This is a genomic window from Synechococcus sp. J7-Johnson (genome assembly GCF_024345795.1).
Lineage (GTDB): Bacteria > Cyanobacteriota > Cyanobacteriia > PCC-6307 > Cyanobiaceae > Regnicoccus_A.
In genome coordinates this window covers 12,806-26,706 of record NZ_JAGQBU010000005.1, presented here as the reverse complement: position 1 = coordinate 26,706, position 13,901 = coordinate 12,806, and the positions used below count along the sequence as shown (strand labels likewise).

13 protein-coding genes are annotated in these 13,901 nt (G+C 68.1%); 10 read left to right on the top strand and 3 right to left on the bottom strand.

Annotated elements, in window-relative coordinates; all coding sequences use genetic code 11:
- Window positions 1-124 precede the first annotated feature (124 nt).
- The 5 genes from mfd to KBY93_RS03930 all read left to right on the top strand — a co-directional run bounded on the left by mfd (window position 125) and on the right by KBY93_RS03930 (window position 5,481).
- Window positions 125-3,688 (top strand): transcription-repair coupling factor, encoded by a 3,564-nt coding sequence (mfd, locus tag KBY93_RS03950; protein WP_255092947.1) that lies wholly within the window; start codon window positions 125-127, stop codon window positions 3,686-3,688.
- Between the two features lie 102 nt (window positions 3,689-3,790).
- Window positions 3,791-4,078: a SemiSWEET family sugar transporter gene (locus KBY93_RS03945; RefSeq protein ID WP_255092946.1), complete on the top strand. Its 288-nt coding sequence runs from the start codon at window positions 3,791-3,793 to the stop codon at window positions 4,076-4,078.
- A gap of 84 nt (window positions 4,079-4,162) precedes the next feature.
- Window positions 4,163-4,351, top strand: coding sequence for a hypothetical protein (locus KBY93_RS03940; protein WP_094556449.1), 189 nt, complete (start codon window positions 4,163-4,165; stop codon window positions 4,349-4,351).
- 325 nt (window positions 4,352-4,676) lie between these two features.
- Window positions 4,677-5,066 (top strand): hypothetical protein, encoded by a 390-nt coding sequence (locus KBY93_RS03935; RefSeq protein ID WP_255092945.1) that lies wholly within the window; start codon window positions 4,677-4,679, stop codon window positions 5,064-5,066.
- Between the two features lie 91 nt (window positions 5,067-5,157).
- Window positions 5,158-5,481, top strand: coding sequence for a hypothetical protein (locus KBY93_RS03930; RefSeq protein ID WP_255092944.1), 324 nt, complete (start codon window positions 5,158-5,160; stop codon window positions 5,479-5,481).
- Here KBY93_RS03930 and KBY93_RS03925 read toward each other — a convergent pair.
- From KBY93_RS03925 to KBY93_RS03915, 3 genes are all read right to left on the bottom strand, one after another.
- Window positions 5,472-6,806 carry a S41 family peptidase gene (locus KBY93_RS03925; RefSeq protein ID WP_255092943.1) on the bottom strand — a complete coding sequence of 445 codons (1,335 nt, stop codon included), beginning with the start codon at window positions 6,804-6,806 and terminating at the stop codon, window positions 5,472-5,474. The two genes, KBY93_RS03930 and KBY93_RS03925, sit on opposite strands and share 10 nt — an antisense overlap.
- Before the next feature lie 101 nt (window positions 6,807-6,907).
- Window positions 6,908-8,152 carry a (E)-4-hydroxy-3-methylbut-2-enyl-diphosphate synthase gene (ispG, locus tag KBY93_RS03920; RefSeq protein ID WP_255092942.1) on the bottom strand — a complete coding sequence of 415 codons (1,245 nt, stop codon included), beginning with the start codon at window positions 8,150-8,152 and terminating at the stop codon, window positions 6,908-6,910.
- Between the two features lie 38 nt (window positions 8,153-8,190).
- Window positions 8,191-8,808, bottom strand: coding sequence for a uracil-DNA glycosylase family protein (locus KBY93_RS03915; protein ID WP_255093053.1), 618 nt, complete (start codon window positions 8,806-8,808; stop codon window positions 8,191-8,193).
- 238 nt (window positions 8,809-9,046) lie between these two features.
- On the opposite strand from KBY93_RS03915, the gene KBY93_RS03910 reads away from it, so the two are divergent.
- The 5 genes from KBY93_RS03910 (at window position 9,047) to KBY93_RS03890 (ending at window position 13,892) form a co-directional block, all read left to right on the top strand.
- Window positions 9,047-10,225 carry a pyridoxal phosphate-dependent aminotransferase gene (locus tag KBY93_RS03910; protein ID WP_255092941.1) on the top strand — a complete coding sequence of 393 codons (1,179 nt, stop codon included), beginning with the start codon at window positions 9,047-9,049 and terminating at the stop codon, window positions 10,223-10,225.
- 25 nt (window positions 10,226-10,250) lie between these two features.
- The gene (locus KBY93_RS03905) at window positions 10,251-11,219 is read left to right on the top strand and encodes a putative selenate ABC transporter substrate-binding protein (RefSeq protein WP_255092940.1); all 969 of its coding nucleotides are present in this window, start codon (window positions 10,251-10,253) and stop codon (window positions 11,217-11,219) included.
- Window positions 11,220-11,228: 9 nt separating this feature from the next.
- Window positions 11,229-11,489: a hypothetical protein gene (locus KBY93_RS03900; protein ID WP_255092939.1), complete on the top strand. Its 261-nt coding sequence runs from the start codon at window positions 11,229-11,231 to the stop codon at window positions 11,487-11,489.
- Window positions 11,490-11,568: 79 nt separating this feature from the next.
- Window positions 11,569-12,324, top strand: coding sequence for an ATP-binding cassette domain-containing protein (locus KBY93_RS03895; protein ID WP_255092938.1), 756 nt, complete (start codon window positions 11,569-11,571; stop codon window positions 12,322-12,324).
- Window positions 12,321-13,892 carry an ABC transporter permease gene (locus KBY93_RS03890; protein ID WP_255092937.1) on the top strand — a complete coding sequence of 524 codons (1,572 nt, stop codon included), beginning with the start codon at window positions 12,321-12,323 and terminating at the stop codon, window positions 13,890-13,892. Before KBY93_RS03895 ends, KBY93_RS03890 begins: the two co-directional genes overlap by 4 nt.
- Window positions 13,893-13,901 lie beyond the last annotated feature (9 nt).

Below are 13,901 nucleotides of genomic sequence, written 5' to 3'. Positions count from 1 at the left end.
ACGGGCGGAGGCAGGTGCTGATGGCCTCAGGTTCTGGTCATAGCGCGTGGGATCGACTCCGGCGGCAGGCCGCGGCCGCGGCCTCCGCTTGCGAAGATCAATTCTCCTGCCCGCCTGCTCTCCGATGCCCCTCACCGCCCTGGTGCGCCAGCTCGAGCAGGTGCCCCTCACCGGGGAGGTGCTTGAGCGCAGTGGGCGGCCCGAGCGCTTGCGGCTGAGTGGGGCGGCCCGGGCGGCCCGGGCGTTGATCGCCAGTGCCCTGGCCCGTCGCGGCGGCAGGCCCCTGGTGGTGATCGTGCCCACCCTGGAGGAGGCCGGCCGCTGGGCCGCCCTGCTGGAGCTGATGGGCTGGCCCACAGCCCAGCTGTATCCCACCAGCGAGGGCTCCCCGTACGAACCCTTCGATCCCACCAGCGAGATCACCTGGGGCCAGCTGCAGGTGCTCAGTGAATTGATCGACGCCACCGGCCGCTCCTGGTCGGGAGCGATCGTGGCCACGGAGCGCGCCCTGCAGCCCCACCTGCCGCCGCCTGCAGCCCTGGCCGGCCGCTGCCTGAGCCTGCGCAAGGGCAGCACTATCGACCTCGAGGAACTGGCCGACACCCTCACCCGCCTGGGCTACGAGCGGGTGCCGACGATCGAGCAGGAGGGAAGCTGGAGCCGCCGCGGCGACATCGTCGATGTGTACCCGGTGAGTGCCGAGCTGCCGGTGCGGCTGGAGTTCTTCGGGGAAGACCTGGAGAAGTTGCGGGAGTTCGATCCCGCCACCCAGCGCTCTCTCGACTCGATCGAGGCGGTGCGGCTCACCCCCACGGGATATGCCCCGCTGATCGCAGACGCCTTGCGCGAGTCGATGCCGGAGGCGCTCACGGAGCTGCTGGGCGCTGAGGCCCTCGAGCAGTTGCTGGAGGGGGGTACGCCCGAGGGGATGCGTCGCCTGATGGGGTTGGCCTGGGAGCAGCCCGCCTCCCTGCTCGACTACCTGCCAGGCGCCACCCTGATCGCCGTGGATGAACGCCGCCAGGGACTTGCCCACGGCCAGCAGTGGTTCGACCACGCCAGCGACCACCACGCCGAGGTGAGTGCCCCGCTGCCGCCGGACTGCCTGCCACCGTCGTTGCACCGGCCGGTGGCGGAAGCCCTGGCGGCGGCCGATCGCTTTGCCGGCTTCGATCTGGCCGAGCTGCACGAGAGCGACCGCCACCCCAACGCCTTCGATCTATCCAGCCGTCCGGTGCCGGCCCACCCCAATCAGTTCGGCCGCCTGGCTGCGCTGGTGAAGGGGTATCAGCAGGAGAAGAGCCGGGTGTGGCTGGTGTCGGCCCAGCCTTCGCGGGCGGTGGCGCTGCTGGAGGAGCACGACTGCATCGCCCGCTTCGTGCCCAATCCTCATGATGTGCCGGCGATCGAGCGCCTGATCGAGCAGGCCACGCCGGTGGCGCTGAAGCTCAAGGGCACCGCCGAGCTGGAGGGGCTGCAGCTGCCGGCCTGGAAGCTGGTGCTGCTCACCGACCGGGAATTCTTCGGCCAGCACAGCCTGGCTGCCTCGGGCTACGTGCGCCGGCGCCGCAAAGCGGCCAGCCGCACGGTGGACCCCAACAAGATGCGTCCCGGCGACTTCGTGGTGCACCGCAACCATGGCATCGGCCGCTTCCTGAAGCTGGAGAAGCTGGCGATCAGCGGTGAGTCGCGCGACTACCTGGTGGTGCAGTACGCCGATGGTCTGCTGCGGGTGGCGGCCGACCAGCTGGGCAGCCTGGGGCGTTTCCGCGCCAGCACCGACAGTCCGCCGGAGCTGAATCGCATGGGCGGGGTGGCCTGGAGCCGGGCCAAGGAGCGCGCCCGCAAGGCGGTGCGCAAGGTGGCGATGGACCTGGTGAAGCTCTATGCGGAGCGTCAGCAGGCGGCCGGCTTCCCGTTCCCCCCCGATGGCCCCTGGCAGGGAGAGCTTGAAGACTCCTTCCCCTACGAGCCCACGCCCGATCAGGTCAAAGCGATCGCGGATGTGAAGCGCGACATGGAGAAGCCCGAGCCGATGGACCGGCTGGTCTGCGGCGATGTGGGCTTCGGCAAGACGGAAGTGGCGATCCGGGCCGTGTTCAAGGCGGTGACCGCCGGCAAGCAATGTGCCCTGCTGGCCCCCACCACCGTGCTGGCCCAGCAGCACTGGCGCACGCTCAGCGAACGCTTCGCTCCCTACCCGCTCAAGGTGGCCCTGCTCAACCGCTTCCGCACCACCACCGAGCGCAAGACGATTCTTGAAGGCCTCAAGAACGGAACTGTGGATGTTGTTGTGGGCACCCACCAGCTGCTGAGCAAGGGCACCCACTTCGAGAAGCTCGGTCTGCTGGTGGTGGATGAGGAGCAGCGCTTCGGGGTGAACCAGAAGGAGAAGATCAAGGCGCTGCGTAAAGACGTGGACGTGCTCACCCTCTCCGCCACACCGATTCCGCGCACGCTCTACATGAGCCTCTCGGGGGTGCGGGAGATGAGCCTGATCACCACCCCACCGCCCCTGCGCCGTCCGATCAAGACCCACCTGGCCGCCCGCGATGAGGAGGCGGTGCGCAGCGCCATTCGCCAGGAGCTCGACCGCGGCGGCCAGGTGTTCTACGTGGTGCCGCGGGTGGAGGGGATCGAGGAGGTGGCGGGCCAGTTGCGCGAGATGCTGCCGGGCCTGAAGCTGCTGGTGGCCCACGGCCAGATGGCGGAGGGGGAACTGGAGAGCGCGATGGTGGCCTTCAACGCCGGTGAGGCCGACGTGATGCTCTGCACCACGATCATCGAATCGGGCCTCGATATTCCGCGCGTGAACACGATTCTGGTGGAGGATGCCCACCGCTTCGGTCTCGCCCAGCTGTATCAGTTGCGCGGGCGGGTGGGCCGCAGTGGTATCCAGGCCCATGCCTGGCTGTTCTATCCCGGTGATGCCTCCCTGAGTGAGGCGGCGCGGCAACGGTTGCGGGCGATTCAGGAATTCGCCCAGCTGGGCAGCGGCTACCAGCTGGCCATGCGCGACATGGAGATCCGCGGCGTGGGCAATCTGCTGGGGGTGGAGCAGAGCGGCCAGATGGAGGTGATCGGCTTCGATCTCTATATGGAGATGCTGCAGGAATCGCTGGCTGAGATCCAGGGCCAGGACATCCCCGTGGTGGAGGAGACCCAGATCGATCTGCCGATCACCGCCTTCATCCCCGCCGACTGGATTCCCGAGAGCGACGAGAAGATGGCCGCCTACCGCGCCGCCGCCGACTGCCGCGCCCGCGAGGAGCTGGTGCAGTTGGCCGCCGACTGGGTGGACCGATATGGCGCCTTGCCCTCGCCGGTGGCGAGCCTGCTGCAGCTGATGGAGTTGAAGCTGCTGGCACGGCGTTGCGGCTTTTCGCGCATCCGGCTGGAGAAGCCCAACCTCGTGCTGGAAACCCCGATGGAGGAACCCGCCTTCCGCCTGCTGCGCCAGGGTCTGCCCCAGCATCTGCACGGCCGGCTGGTGTATCAGGGCGGCGGCGGCAGCACGGCCAAGGTGCTCGCCCGGGGTCTGAATGTGCTGGCTGCCGAACGCCAGCTCGACACCCTCAAGGAGTGGCTCTCGGCGATGGCCGAGCAGATCCCCGGAGCCGATGGTCTCACCGATGCCCAGCGGATCGAGCAGCTCAGGGCCAAGAACGAGGCGGTGCTGGTGGTGTGAGAACGCATCCGCCGCGTGCAAGCGCCATCGGCTGCTGAGGGTGGGTGAAACGTGGAGGGAGAAACTGCGTCGGAGACAATGCGCTCGGTTCCCGCCCCAGCCATGACCCAGCCCCTGCCCGTGATGCTTCTGGGCTACGGAGCCGCCACCCTCACGACGTTGAGCTTCTTCCCCCAGGCGATCAAGACCGTCCGCAGCGGCGACACCCGCGGCATTTCTCTGCGCATGTACCTCTTGTTCACGCTGGGGATCACGGCTTGGGGGATCTATGGCCTGATCACCGGTGATGGGCCCCTGATCGTCGCCAATGCCCTCACCCTGGTCCCGGCCCTGGTGGTGCTGGAGAGGAAGGTGCAGTCCCTGCGGCGTGGGGATGACCGGTTGTGGTGAAGGGCGAGTTAAGGAAGGCTTCAGATTGTCTTCTGTCTCATCTCCGCAAAAGTTCGTTACAGTGCGAAGAATTGAAACGCGGACATGGGTGAATTGGTGGGTGGATACGGCGGCGTCACGGCTGGTCTTCAGAGCGGCTATGCGCTCGCCTCAGCTCTGATCAGCGTGCTGGCCCTCGGCCTGTTTGCCCTTTTCCAGAACGACCAGGAGAACGACGACGACGATTCCAACCCCGGTGGCGGCCTGATGCAGCCCGTCACGGGCGCGGCCTGAACCGGGTCAGGCCGGGAGCCTGTCAGCCCGAAACTGTCCGCCTGAATCCGGGGGACCCGGCCGGACACATCCAGTCAGAACCTGGGGCCTTTCCGGTCATCGTTTGGCTGCCCCCCAGCGTCAGGGTGGAGGAGTAATAAGTCGTTGTCGTGGCCCGTTCGCTGCTGCCCCAACCCCAGGTCGTTCGGCCCACCGTCAGTGGTCCGGGGGTGGATCCACGGCTTGTTTCGCCGCTCTGCTGCTGAGCCTGGCGGCTGCCCCTGCAAAGGCTCTTGATCACTGGCGAGCCTTCGACATCCTGCGAGATCGTCTGGCAGCCAACGGCGTGAGGGTGAAGCAGCGGGACTGCGGTCAGCGTGGTCTCCAGGGCCTGTATCACCCGAGCAGCGAGACGATCGTGGTCTGCCGCGTCCACAGCGATCCGGTTGCAGTGTGGAACACCCTGGCTCATGAAGCCACCCATCGGATGCAGGTCTGCCGAGGCGGTCCGATCACGGATCCGCGTCACCACAGGGCGATGGCGGCCACTCTGGCCAACCGGGCACCGCTCGAGTGGCGCTCCCTGCAGAGCTATCCACCCCGGGAGCGCCTCAGCGAACTGGAGGCCCGCTACACCGCCCAGCTGCCACCCGATCAGGTGATCCAGCTGTTCGATCGCTACTGCGGTCGGCGCTCCTCTGCCGGCCTCGCCTTTCGTACCCCTTCGCTCCGATGAACAACGTTCTGCTTTCACTGCTTCTGAGCGCACTCGGCCAGTTCGGCGGGGGTATGGCTACCGCCAGGGTTTGAGTTCGGGTTCGAGTTCGTTGCCGGTCGACACTCTGGCCGTGGTCCAGTGCCTCTATCAAGAGGGCCGTATCGGCGATGACGAGGCCCGTGCCCTGATCGATCAGCAGGGTCGCCGCCGCAGATGGCCGGTGGGTTGGGAACGCTCGATCGACCCCCGCCGCCTGGGGCAGGCCATCGGCGCGGCCGGCGGCTGTCGCTCCCTGATGGCCCGGCTAGATCGCAGCGGCAGCCGCATCGCCACCAGGCCGGTGCCCGTCGCCCCCTGGCCTGTAAACGGACCGGGAATCACCGACAGGAGCCCAAGTCAGAGCGAGGGTTTCGGGCTGGCGCCCTATCGCTGAACGGGCAGGGCGGCCGGCAGATTGGCGCTGGTGGGATTGAAGGTGGTGCGGGAGGCGCTGGTTTCCCGCAACTTCTTCACCAGGGTTGATTCAGCCGCCCGGTACTGCACATCCTTGGAGGTGCCCAGATCTTCCAGCTTGAGCTTGGCGGCCTCCGCTTCGCTCAGCTTCACCGACACATCCGGGGCGATGCCGTGCTTGTGGATGTCGCGGCCGCTGGGGGTGAGGTACTTGGCGATGGTCACGGTCATGCCGGAGCCATCGGAGAGACCCCGCACCGATTGCACCAGCCCCTTGCCGAAGGTTTTCTGGCCCACCAGCACGGCCCGCTTGTTGTCCTGAAGGGCGCCGGAGAGAATCTCGCTGGCACTGGCGGAACCTTCGTTGACCAGCACCACGATCGGTGATTTAGTCAGGGCGCGGCCATTGGCGCGACGCACGTCCTGGATGCCGTCACGGGTGCGGGTGGAGACGATGATACCTTCATCCAACAACTGGCGGGCAATTTCCACGCTGGCCATCAGCAGCCCACCGGGGTTGCTGCGCAGGTCGAGGACGTAGCCCTGCACCCCCTTCTGCTCGAGATCGCGCAGGGCAGCGCGCATGTCCTTGGCAGCGTTGGCGTTGAACTGTTTAAGGCGGATGTAGCCCACCTTGACGCCGTCGGGGCCGGTGTTGATCTGGTGCTCGACCGCATGCAGTTCAATGCGCGCGCGCGTGAGTGGCACGGTGACCACCTGGCTACGGCGGCGCAGCTGGAGTGTCACCTGGGTGCCGGCCTGGCCGCGGATCAATTTGACTGCATCCTCGGTGCTCATCCCCTTGGTGCTCTTGCCGTCGATCGAGACGATCACGTCCTTCGGCTGCACGCCGGCTTCAGAGGCGGGGGAGCCGTCGATCGGTGAGACCACCACCAGCTCCTTGGTCTCCTTGTCGAGGCTCAGCTGGATGCCCACCCCGGAGAGTTCTCCCGAGGTGTCGATCTGCATCTCCTTGAACTCCCGCGGATCCATGAAGCGGGTGTAGGGATCATCGAGGGTGCCGAGCATCCCCCGGATCGCCTCATAGCTTTCCTTGGTGCTGCCGTAGCTCTTGGCCAGCAGGTCGCGGCGCAGCTTGCGCCATTGATCAGGCGTGTATTTGCCGGTGGTGTCGAGGTAGTCGCGGAAGACGATCTGCCAGGCCTGATCCATCACCTCCTTCGGACTGTCGGTGATCAGCGAGGCGGCGCTCGGGGAACCCAGCCAGTCGGTGCCGACGATCACGGCAGTGGTGCAGGCACCCAGTCCGGCGAGAACGGCGATGCTGGTGCGACCCCTGCCCATTGGCTGATTCCCTGGAGTTTGACTGTCCACCCAAGCTAGCCCCAGCTACAGGGCTGGGCGAGGGATCGAAGACGGTCACAGGCAAGTCAGGATGTGACTCGTCAGGGATCGACCCAGCGACCGTCCTCCTTGATCAGGGCGATCAGGGCCTCCACACCTTCGGCTTCCGGTACCCGGCGGATCTCCTCGCGGCCGCGGTACAGGGAGATGGTGCCAGGGGTCTTGCCCACGTAGCCGTAGTCGGCGTCGGCCATCTCGCCGGGTCCGTTGACGATGCAGCCCATCACGGCGATGTCGAGGCCGGTGAGGTGGGCGGTGGCGTTGCGCACCACGTGCAGCACCTCCTCCAGGTTGAACAGGGTGCGGCCGCAGCTGGGGCAGGCCACGTATTCGACCATCGTTTTGCGCAGGCCCAGGGCCTGCAGGATCGAGTAGCAGACCGGGATCTCCTTCTCGGGCGCCTCGGTGAGCGATACCCGGATCGTGTCACCCAGGCCCTCGGCCAGCAGGGTGGCGATGCCGGCGGTGCTCTTGATGCGGCCGTAGTCGCCGTCGCCGGCTTCGGTGACGCCCAGGTGCAGCGGGTAGTGGAAGCCGGCGGCGTCCATGCGGTCGGCCATCATCCGGTAGGCGGCCAGCATCACCGGCGCCCGCGACGCCTTCATCGACACCACGATGTTGTGGAAGTCGAGGCGATCGCAGATCTGGATGAACTCCATGGCGCTCTCCACCATCCCCAGCGGCGTATCGCCGTAGGTGAACAGCATCCGCTCGGCCAGGGAGCCGTGGTTCACGCCGATGCGCAGGCCCTTGTCCTGTTCCTTGAGCAGGCTCACCAGCGGTTCGAGCGTGGCCTGGATGCGCGCGCCGATCGCCGCCACTTCCTCGGGCGTGAACTCGCTGCGGTTGGGATCGGGCTTGTCGAACACATACAGGCCCGGGTTGATCCGCACCTTGTCGACGTGCTGGGCCACCTCCAGGGCGATCTTCATGCCGTTGTGGTGCACATCGGCCACAAGGGGCACGGGCTGGTAGCTGTCTTCGAGGCGCTGGCGGATCTCCCCCACCGCCTTGGCGTGGGCCAGGCTGGGCACCGTGAGCCGCACGATCTCGCAGCCGGCTTCATGCAGGCGGCGGATGCCGGCGGTGGCGCCCGCGATGTCGAGGGTGTCCTCGTTGATCATCGACTGCACCACCACCGGGTGCTCGCTGCCCACCCAGATATCGCCGACGCGCACGCTGCGGGTCTTGCGGCGGCGGATCAGGGTGTCGTAGCGGGGGTTGCTGGCCCAGTCGGCGGGGAGGCCCGGAAGGCTGGTGTCGGGGCGGGCGAGGGTGCCGGTCATCGCCAGGGGGCCGGGAAGTGGGCTCACCCTGCCACAGATCAGGGGTCGCCTGACGAATCCGGAGCGGGGTCTGGGGCGGCCCTGAGTTGGTCAAGGCGACCCCTGACGGCCTTGAGGTCCTGCCAGGTGTGCCACTTGGGGGTGTCCGGTTCCCGCGAGGGATTGCGCAGGAGATAGGAGGGGTGAAGGATCGGCAGACACCAGCGCCCCTGCCAGGAACGCCACTGGCCCCGCAGGCGGGTGATGCCGCCTTTGATTCCCAGCACCCCTTCCACCGCGGTGGCGCCGGCCAGCAGAACCACCTGCGGTTGCACCAGCTCCACCTGCTGCAGCAGCCAGGGCAGGCACGCGGCCATCTCCTGGGGGGTGGGTTTGCGGTTATCCGGTGGACGGCACTTCACCACATTGCAGATGTAGGCGTCGCGGTTGCTGTCGATGCCGACGCTGGCGAGCATTCGATCGAGCAGCTGGCCGGCCCGGCCCACGAAGGGGGAGCCGCTGGCGTCTTCCTGGGCGCCGGGCCCCTCGCCGATCACCATCAGGGCGGCACGGGGGTCCCCCCGGCTCACCACCACCTGCTGGCGGCCGTCCGCCAGGGAGCAGCGGCGGCACTCGGAGCAGGCTTGGGCCAGTTGCTGCAGCGCCGCGTCCTGCAGGGCTGCGTCGTGTTGTGACGCGCCGGAATCACCCTTCACCCTTCTCCTCTCCTGTGGCTGAGCGCCCACGCTGGCCGCAGCGGGGTGCAGCTGTCCAGGTGCCTGGCGCGACGGTGCCCGCTCGAACCTTTCCCTGGAAGGGCGTCAGGCAGGATGCAAGATCTCCCAGGCGCTTCTTTCGGAGCGCCACGGCCCCAGCGGCCGCTTCGCGCTGCGGCCGTCGGCCGCGCCCCCGCCGATGCATCGTCCGTTGAAGCTCTCGGCCCGGGCCGAAGCCCTGCAGCCTTCGCTCACCCTGGCAATCGCCGCCCGCGCCAAGCAGTTGCGCGCCGAGGGCCAGGACATCTGCAGCCTGAGCGCCGGCGAACCCGACTTCGACACGCCGCCCTTCATCCGCCAGGCGGCCATCGATGCCCTCGAGGCCGGCGCCACCCGCTATGGCCCGGCCGCCGGCGAGCCGGCCCTGCGCGAGGCGATCGCCATAAAGCTGAGTGAGGAAAACGGGGTTGCCACCAAGGCCGAGCAGGTGCTGGTCACCAATGGCGGCAAGCAGGCTCTGTTCAACCTCTTCCAGGTGCTGCTGGGCCCCGGCGATGAGGTGCTCCTGCCCGCCCCCTACTGGCTCAGCTATCCCGAGATGGTGCAGCTGGCCGGGGCCAAGGTGCGGCTGCTGCCCAGCGACGCCGAGCACGGCTTCCGCCTGGATCCCCAGGAGCTGGAGGCAGCGATCACTCCGGCTTCCCGCCTGCTGGTGCTCAACAGCCCGTCCAATCCCACCGGGATGGTGCTCAGCCGCCCGGAGCTGGAGGCCATCGCCGTGGTGTTGCGCCGCCATCCCCACGTGGCGGTGGTCTGCGATGAGATCTACGAGTTTCTGCTGGCCCCGGGCCATGAGCACCACAGCTTCGCGGCGGTGGCGCCCGACCTCAGCGATCGGGTGTTCATCGTCAATGGTTTCGCCAAGGGCTGGGCCATGACGGGCTGGCGGCTGGGTTTTCTGGCCGGCCCCAGCTCCGTGGTGAGTGCCGCGATCGCCCTGCAGAGCCAGAGCACGAGCAACGTCTGCTCCTTCGCCCAGTTCGGTGCCCTGGCGGCGGTGCAGGGGCCGCGCGACTGCGTTGTGGAAATGGCCCGGCAGTTCAGTGAACGGCGCTCCCTGCTCCATCAGGGTCTCGCCGCCCTGCCGGGGCTCACCCTGCAGCCACCGGAGGGGGCCTTCTACGCCTTCCCGGATGTGAGCGCTCACGGGCTCGATTCGATGACCTTCTGCAATCGTCTGATTAACGAGGTGGGCCTGGCCGTGGTGCCTGGGATCGCCTTCGGTGACGACCGCTGCGTACGCCTCTCCTGCGCCGCCTCCCCCGCCACCCTGCGCGACGGCCTGGACCGGCTCGGCCACTTCCTCACATCCCTGTAAATCCCTGTAAATCGAAGCAACCCCCATGGTCTCCCTGCCCCTCCTCCGCCCACGCCTTCCGCGCCCCGGTTTTCGGCTGGCTCTGCTGGCCGGCCTCGCCCTGGCCCTCACGCCAGCGGCTCTGCCGCCCCAGCTGCAGCAGGCCGCACCCCAGCTCGCCGGCGCCCAGGCCCAGCAGAAGCTGCTGAGGATCAGCGCCATTCCTGATCAGAAGCCCGAAACCCTCAACCGCCTCTACCCCCTGCTGGCGAACGAACTCAGCCGCAGCCTCGGTGTGCCAGTGAAGTACGTGCCGGTGACCGATTACACCGCCGCCGTGAGTGCTTTCCGCCGCGGTGATCTGGATCTGGTCTGGTTCGGAGCCCTCACCGGTGTGCAGGCCCGGCTGCAGAAGCCCGGCGCCAAGGTGATCGCCCAGCGCGACATCGACGCCTCCTTCCAGAGCTTCTTCATCGCCAACACCGCCAGTGGCATCAAACCCATCGCCAATCAGAAGGGGCTGAGCGTGCTCAAGGGCAAGCGCTTCACCTTCGGTTCGGAGAGCTCCACTTCCGGTCGGCTGATGCCCCAGTACTTCCTCGGCCAGGCCGGCGTGCGGCTGAGCGATTTCGCCGGCGGCGCCCCGGGCTTCAGCAGCAGCCACGACGCCACGATCGCCCTCGTGCAGAGCGGCGCCTACCAGGCGGGGGTGGTGAACGAGGAGGTGTGGCAGAGCAATCTCAGCTCCGGCAAGACCGACCCGAAGAAGGTGATCGTGATCTGGCGCACCCCCGGTTACGCCAACTACCACTGGCTCGCCCAGCCGAATCTCGACCAGCGCTTCGGCAAGGGTTTCACCACCAGGCTTCAGTCAACCTTCCTGAATCTGCGCGCCAGCAATCCCAAGCAGGCCCAGATCCTCGACCTCTTCGGTGCGAAGCGTTTCATTCCTGCGCCTGTTAGCCAGTACGACTCGATCGAGAAGGTGGGCCGCGAGATCGGCAAGATCCGCTGAGCCACGCCCTTGGCACCCCCTAGCCTGGGGTCTGGTCCGAGCGGTTGCATGCGCTTCAACGGCAGTCTGGAGGAGCTTCAGGCCCTCGTCGCTCAGCTGGGGGAACCCGGCCACTGGATGCATCAGGGGGCCTTTGAGATGTACGTTCTCGATGACGAGGACACCAACATCCGCCTGAACTGGTGGCCCCGCAGCGGCGAGCTCCGCCTGGTGGGTGATCCCGCCGAGCGCGTGGGTCTGGAAGCGGCCCTGAAGGCCCTGCTTGCCTGAGGCACTGCTTGTCTGAGGCCGATGATGACGGGTGCTGGTTGTTCCCTGTCCTCTCCTGAACCGGCCCGATTTCCCTGTCTTGAGCAGCTCCCCCGACCGTCTTTTGCTGGAGCTGCGCTCCATCCGTGTGCCGGGCCGCAACGCCCCACGGCTGGATGACGTGTCGTTGCAGCTGCGGCCGGGTGAGCGGGTGGCCCTGGTGGGCCCCAGCGGTGCGGGCAAAAGCACCCTGCTGGCCGTGGCCAACGGTCTGATCAGGCCTGAAGCCGGTGAGGTGTTCTGGAACGGCGCGGCCCCAGCGCGCTCCAGGCGCAGGCGCAGGCTTCAGCAGGCTTTGATCGGCACCCTCTGGCAGGACCTGCGCCTGATCGAAGAGCTGACGGTGCAGCAGAACCTGAACGCGGCGCGGCTGGCCCGCTGGGGCTGGCCGCGGGCCCTGCTCAACTTGATGCTGCCTGTCGAGACCGCCGCCAACGCAGAGGTTCTCGCCCAGGTGGACCTGGGCGCCGATCTGCTGGAGCAGCCTGTGACCGCCCTCTCCGGCGGCCAGCGCCAGCGGCTGGCTCTGGCCCGCCTGCTGCGGCAGGACCCGTTGCTGCTGCTGGCGGATGAACCGCTGGCCCATCTGGATCCGCGCCTGGCGCGTGACCTGCTGGATCTGTTGCTGAAGCAGGCCAGCGGCGGTCGGGCCCTGCTGCTCAGCCTGCACCGCCCCGACCTGCTCGCTGGCTTCGATCGGGTGGTGGCTCTGCGCCAGGGCCGGGTGGTGCTGGATGCCGCGCCCTCGGGGCTGACTGGCCAACAGCTGGCGGCCCTCTACCGTTCGGAAGCATGACGGTTACGTCTGCCTGGAGCTGGCGGTCGCTGCGCCTGGCCCCGCCGCTGCTGCCGCTGCTGCCGGCTCTGGCCTGGTTGCCGGTGCTGTTGGTGCTGCCTGGCCTCAGCCACGGCGGCGGCTGGGACCTGATTGGCGAGTTTGCCTGGGCGGCCTTAAACCCATCGCTGGATCCCCTGGTGCTGGGCTCGCTCCTCTCCGGCCTGGGGATCACCGTGGGGATCGCCCTGCTCGGCTGGGCCCTGAGCCTGGCGCTGGGGCTGCTGGGGGGAGTGCTGAGCTCCCGCACAGTGTGGCGCACGGTCATCGGCAGTGCCCTGCCGGCGGAGCTGATCAGGCGGCTGCTGGCGGTGCCGCGGGCGATGCATGAGCTGCTCTGGGGCCTGCTGCTGCTGCAACTGCTGGGTCTGCAGCCGGTGGTGGCCGTGTTTGCGATCACGATTCCCTACGCCGCCCTGGTGGCGCGGGTGGTGAGTGATCTGCTCGACGCTCTCCCCACCCAGGGACTGGATGCCCTGCGCCTGGCTGGAGCTCCGGCCGCCCCGGCCCTGCTCACCGCCCTGGGGCCGGCACTGCAGCCCGGGGTGATCAGCTATGGCGGTTACCGGCTGGAGTGCGCTCTGCGCAGCGCCACCCTGCTGGGGGTGTTCGGTCTCGGCGGGCTGGGCACCGATCTGCGCCTCACGCTCCAGTCGCTGCAGTTCAGTGAGCTCTGGAGCGGGCTGTGGATCCTGCTGCTGGTGATGCTGGCTCTGGAGGCCCTGCTGCGGGCGCTGCGCCAGCGCTGGGCGATGCCGGCCCGCTTCGGCCTGACGCGCCGCTCGGTCGGGCGCGGTGGCCGGGAGGTGGCCCTGGGCCTGGTGCTGTTGCTGCCGCTGCTGGTGCTGGTGGCCGCGGCGCTGGGGGTCAGCCCGCTGCAGCTGGGGCAACTCCAGCCCCTGCCACCCTTCACGGCCGACTGGCCAGCGGTTGTGGCCTTGCCCTGGCTCTCGCTGATCGGCTCCACCCTCGGGCTCACCCTGCTGGCGGCGGCGCTGGCGGTGGGCAGCGCGCCGCTGCTGCTGCTGTTGCTGGCTCCCTGGCGATGGGGCCGGCTGCTGATCCAGGCCGTCTGGGCCCTGGGGCGCCTCTGGCCGCCGCCGCTCACCGCCCTGCTGCTGTTGTTCGTGCTGCAGCCGGGGGTGCTCACTGCTGCCCTGGCCCTGGCGTTCCACAACCTGGGCGTCCTCGGCCGCTTGCTGCTGGAGGCGGAGGAGTCGGCCCCGATGCAGGCGGAGGAAGCCCTGGTCGCCGCCGGTGCTGGCCCCAGGCTTGCCCTGCTCTACGGCCGCTTCAGTGCCCTGGCCCGCTCCTACCTGGCCTATGGCGCCTACCGCTCCGATGTGATCCTGCGCGAGACGGTGGTGGTGGGCCTGGTGGGTGCCGCCGGACTGGGCAGCCTGCTGCTGGAGTCCCTCAGCTCTTTCGCGATCGATCAGCTGATCGCCCTGGTGGCGGTCTATGTGCTGCTCACCCTGATGGGGGAAGATCTCAGCGACCGCCTCCGCCGGCGCCTGCTGGCGGCCTGACGCCCGAGC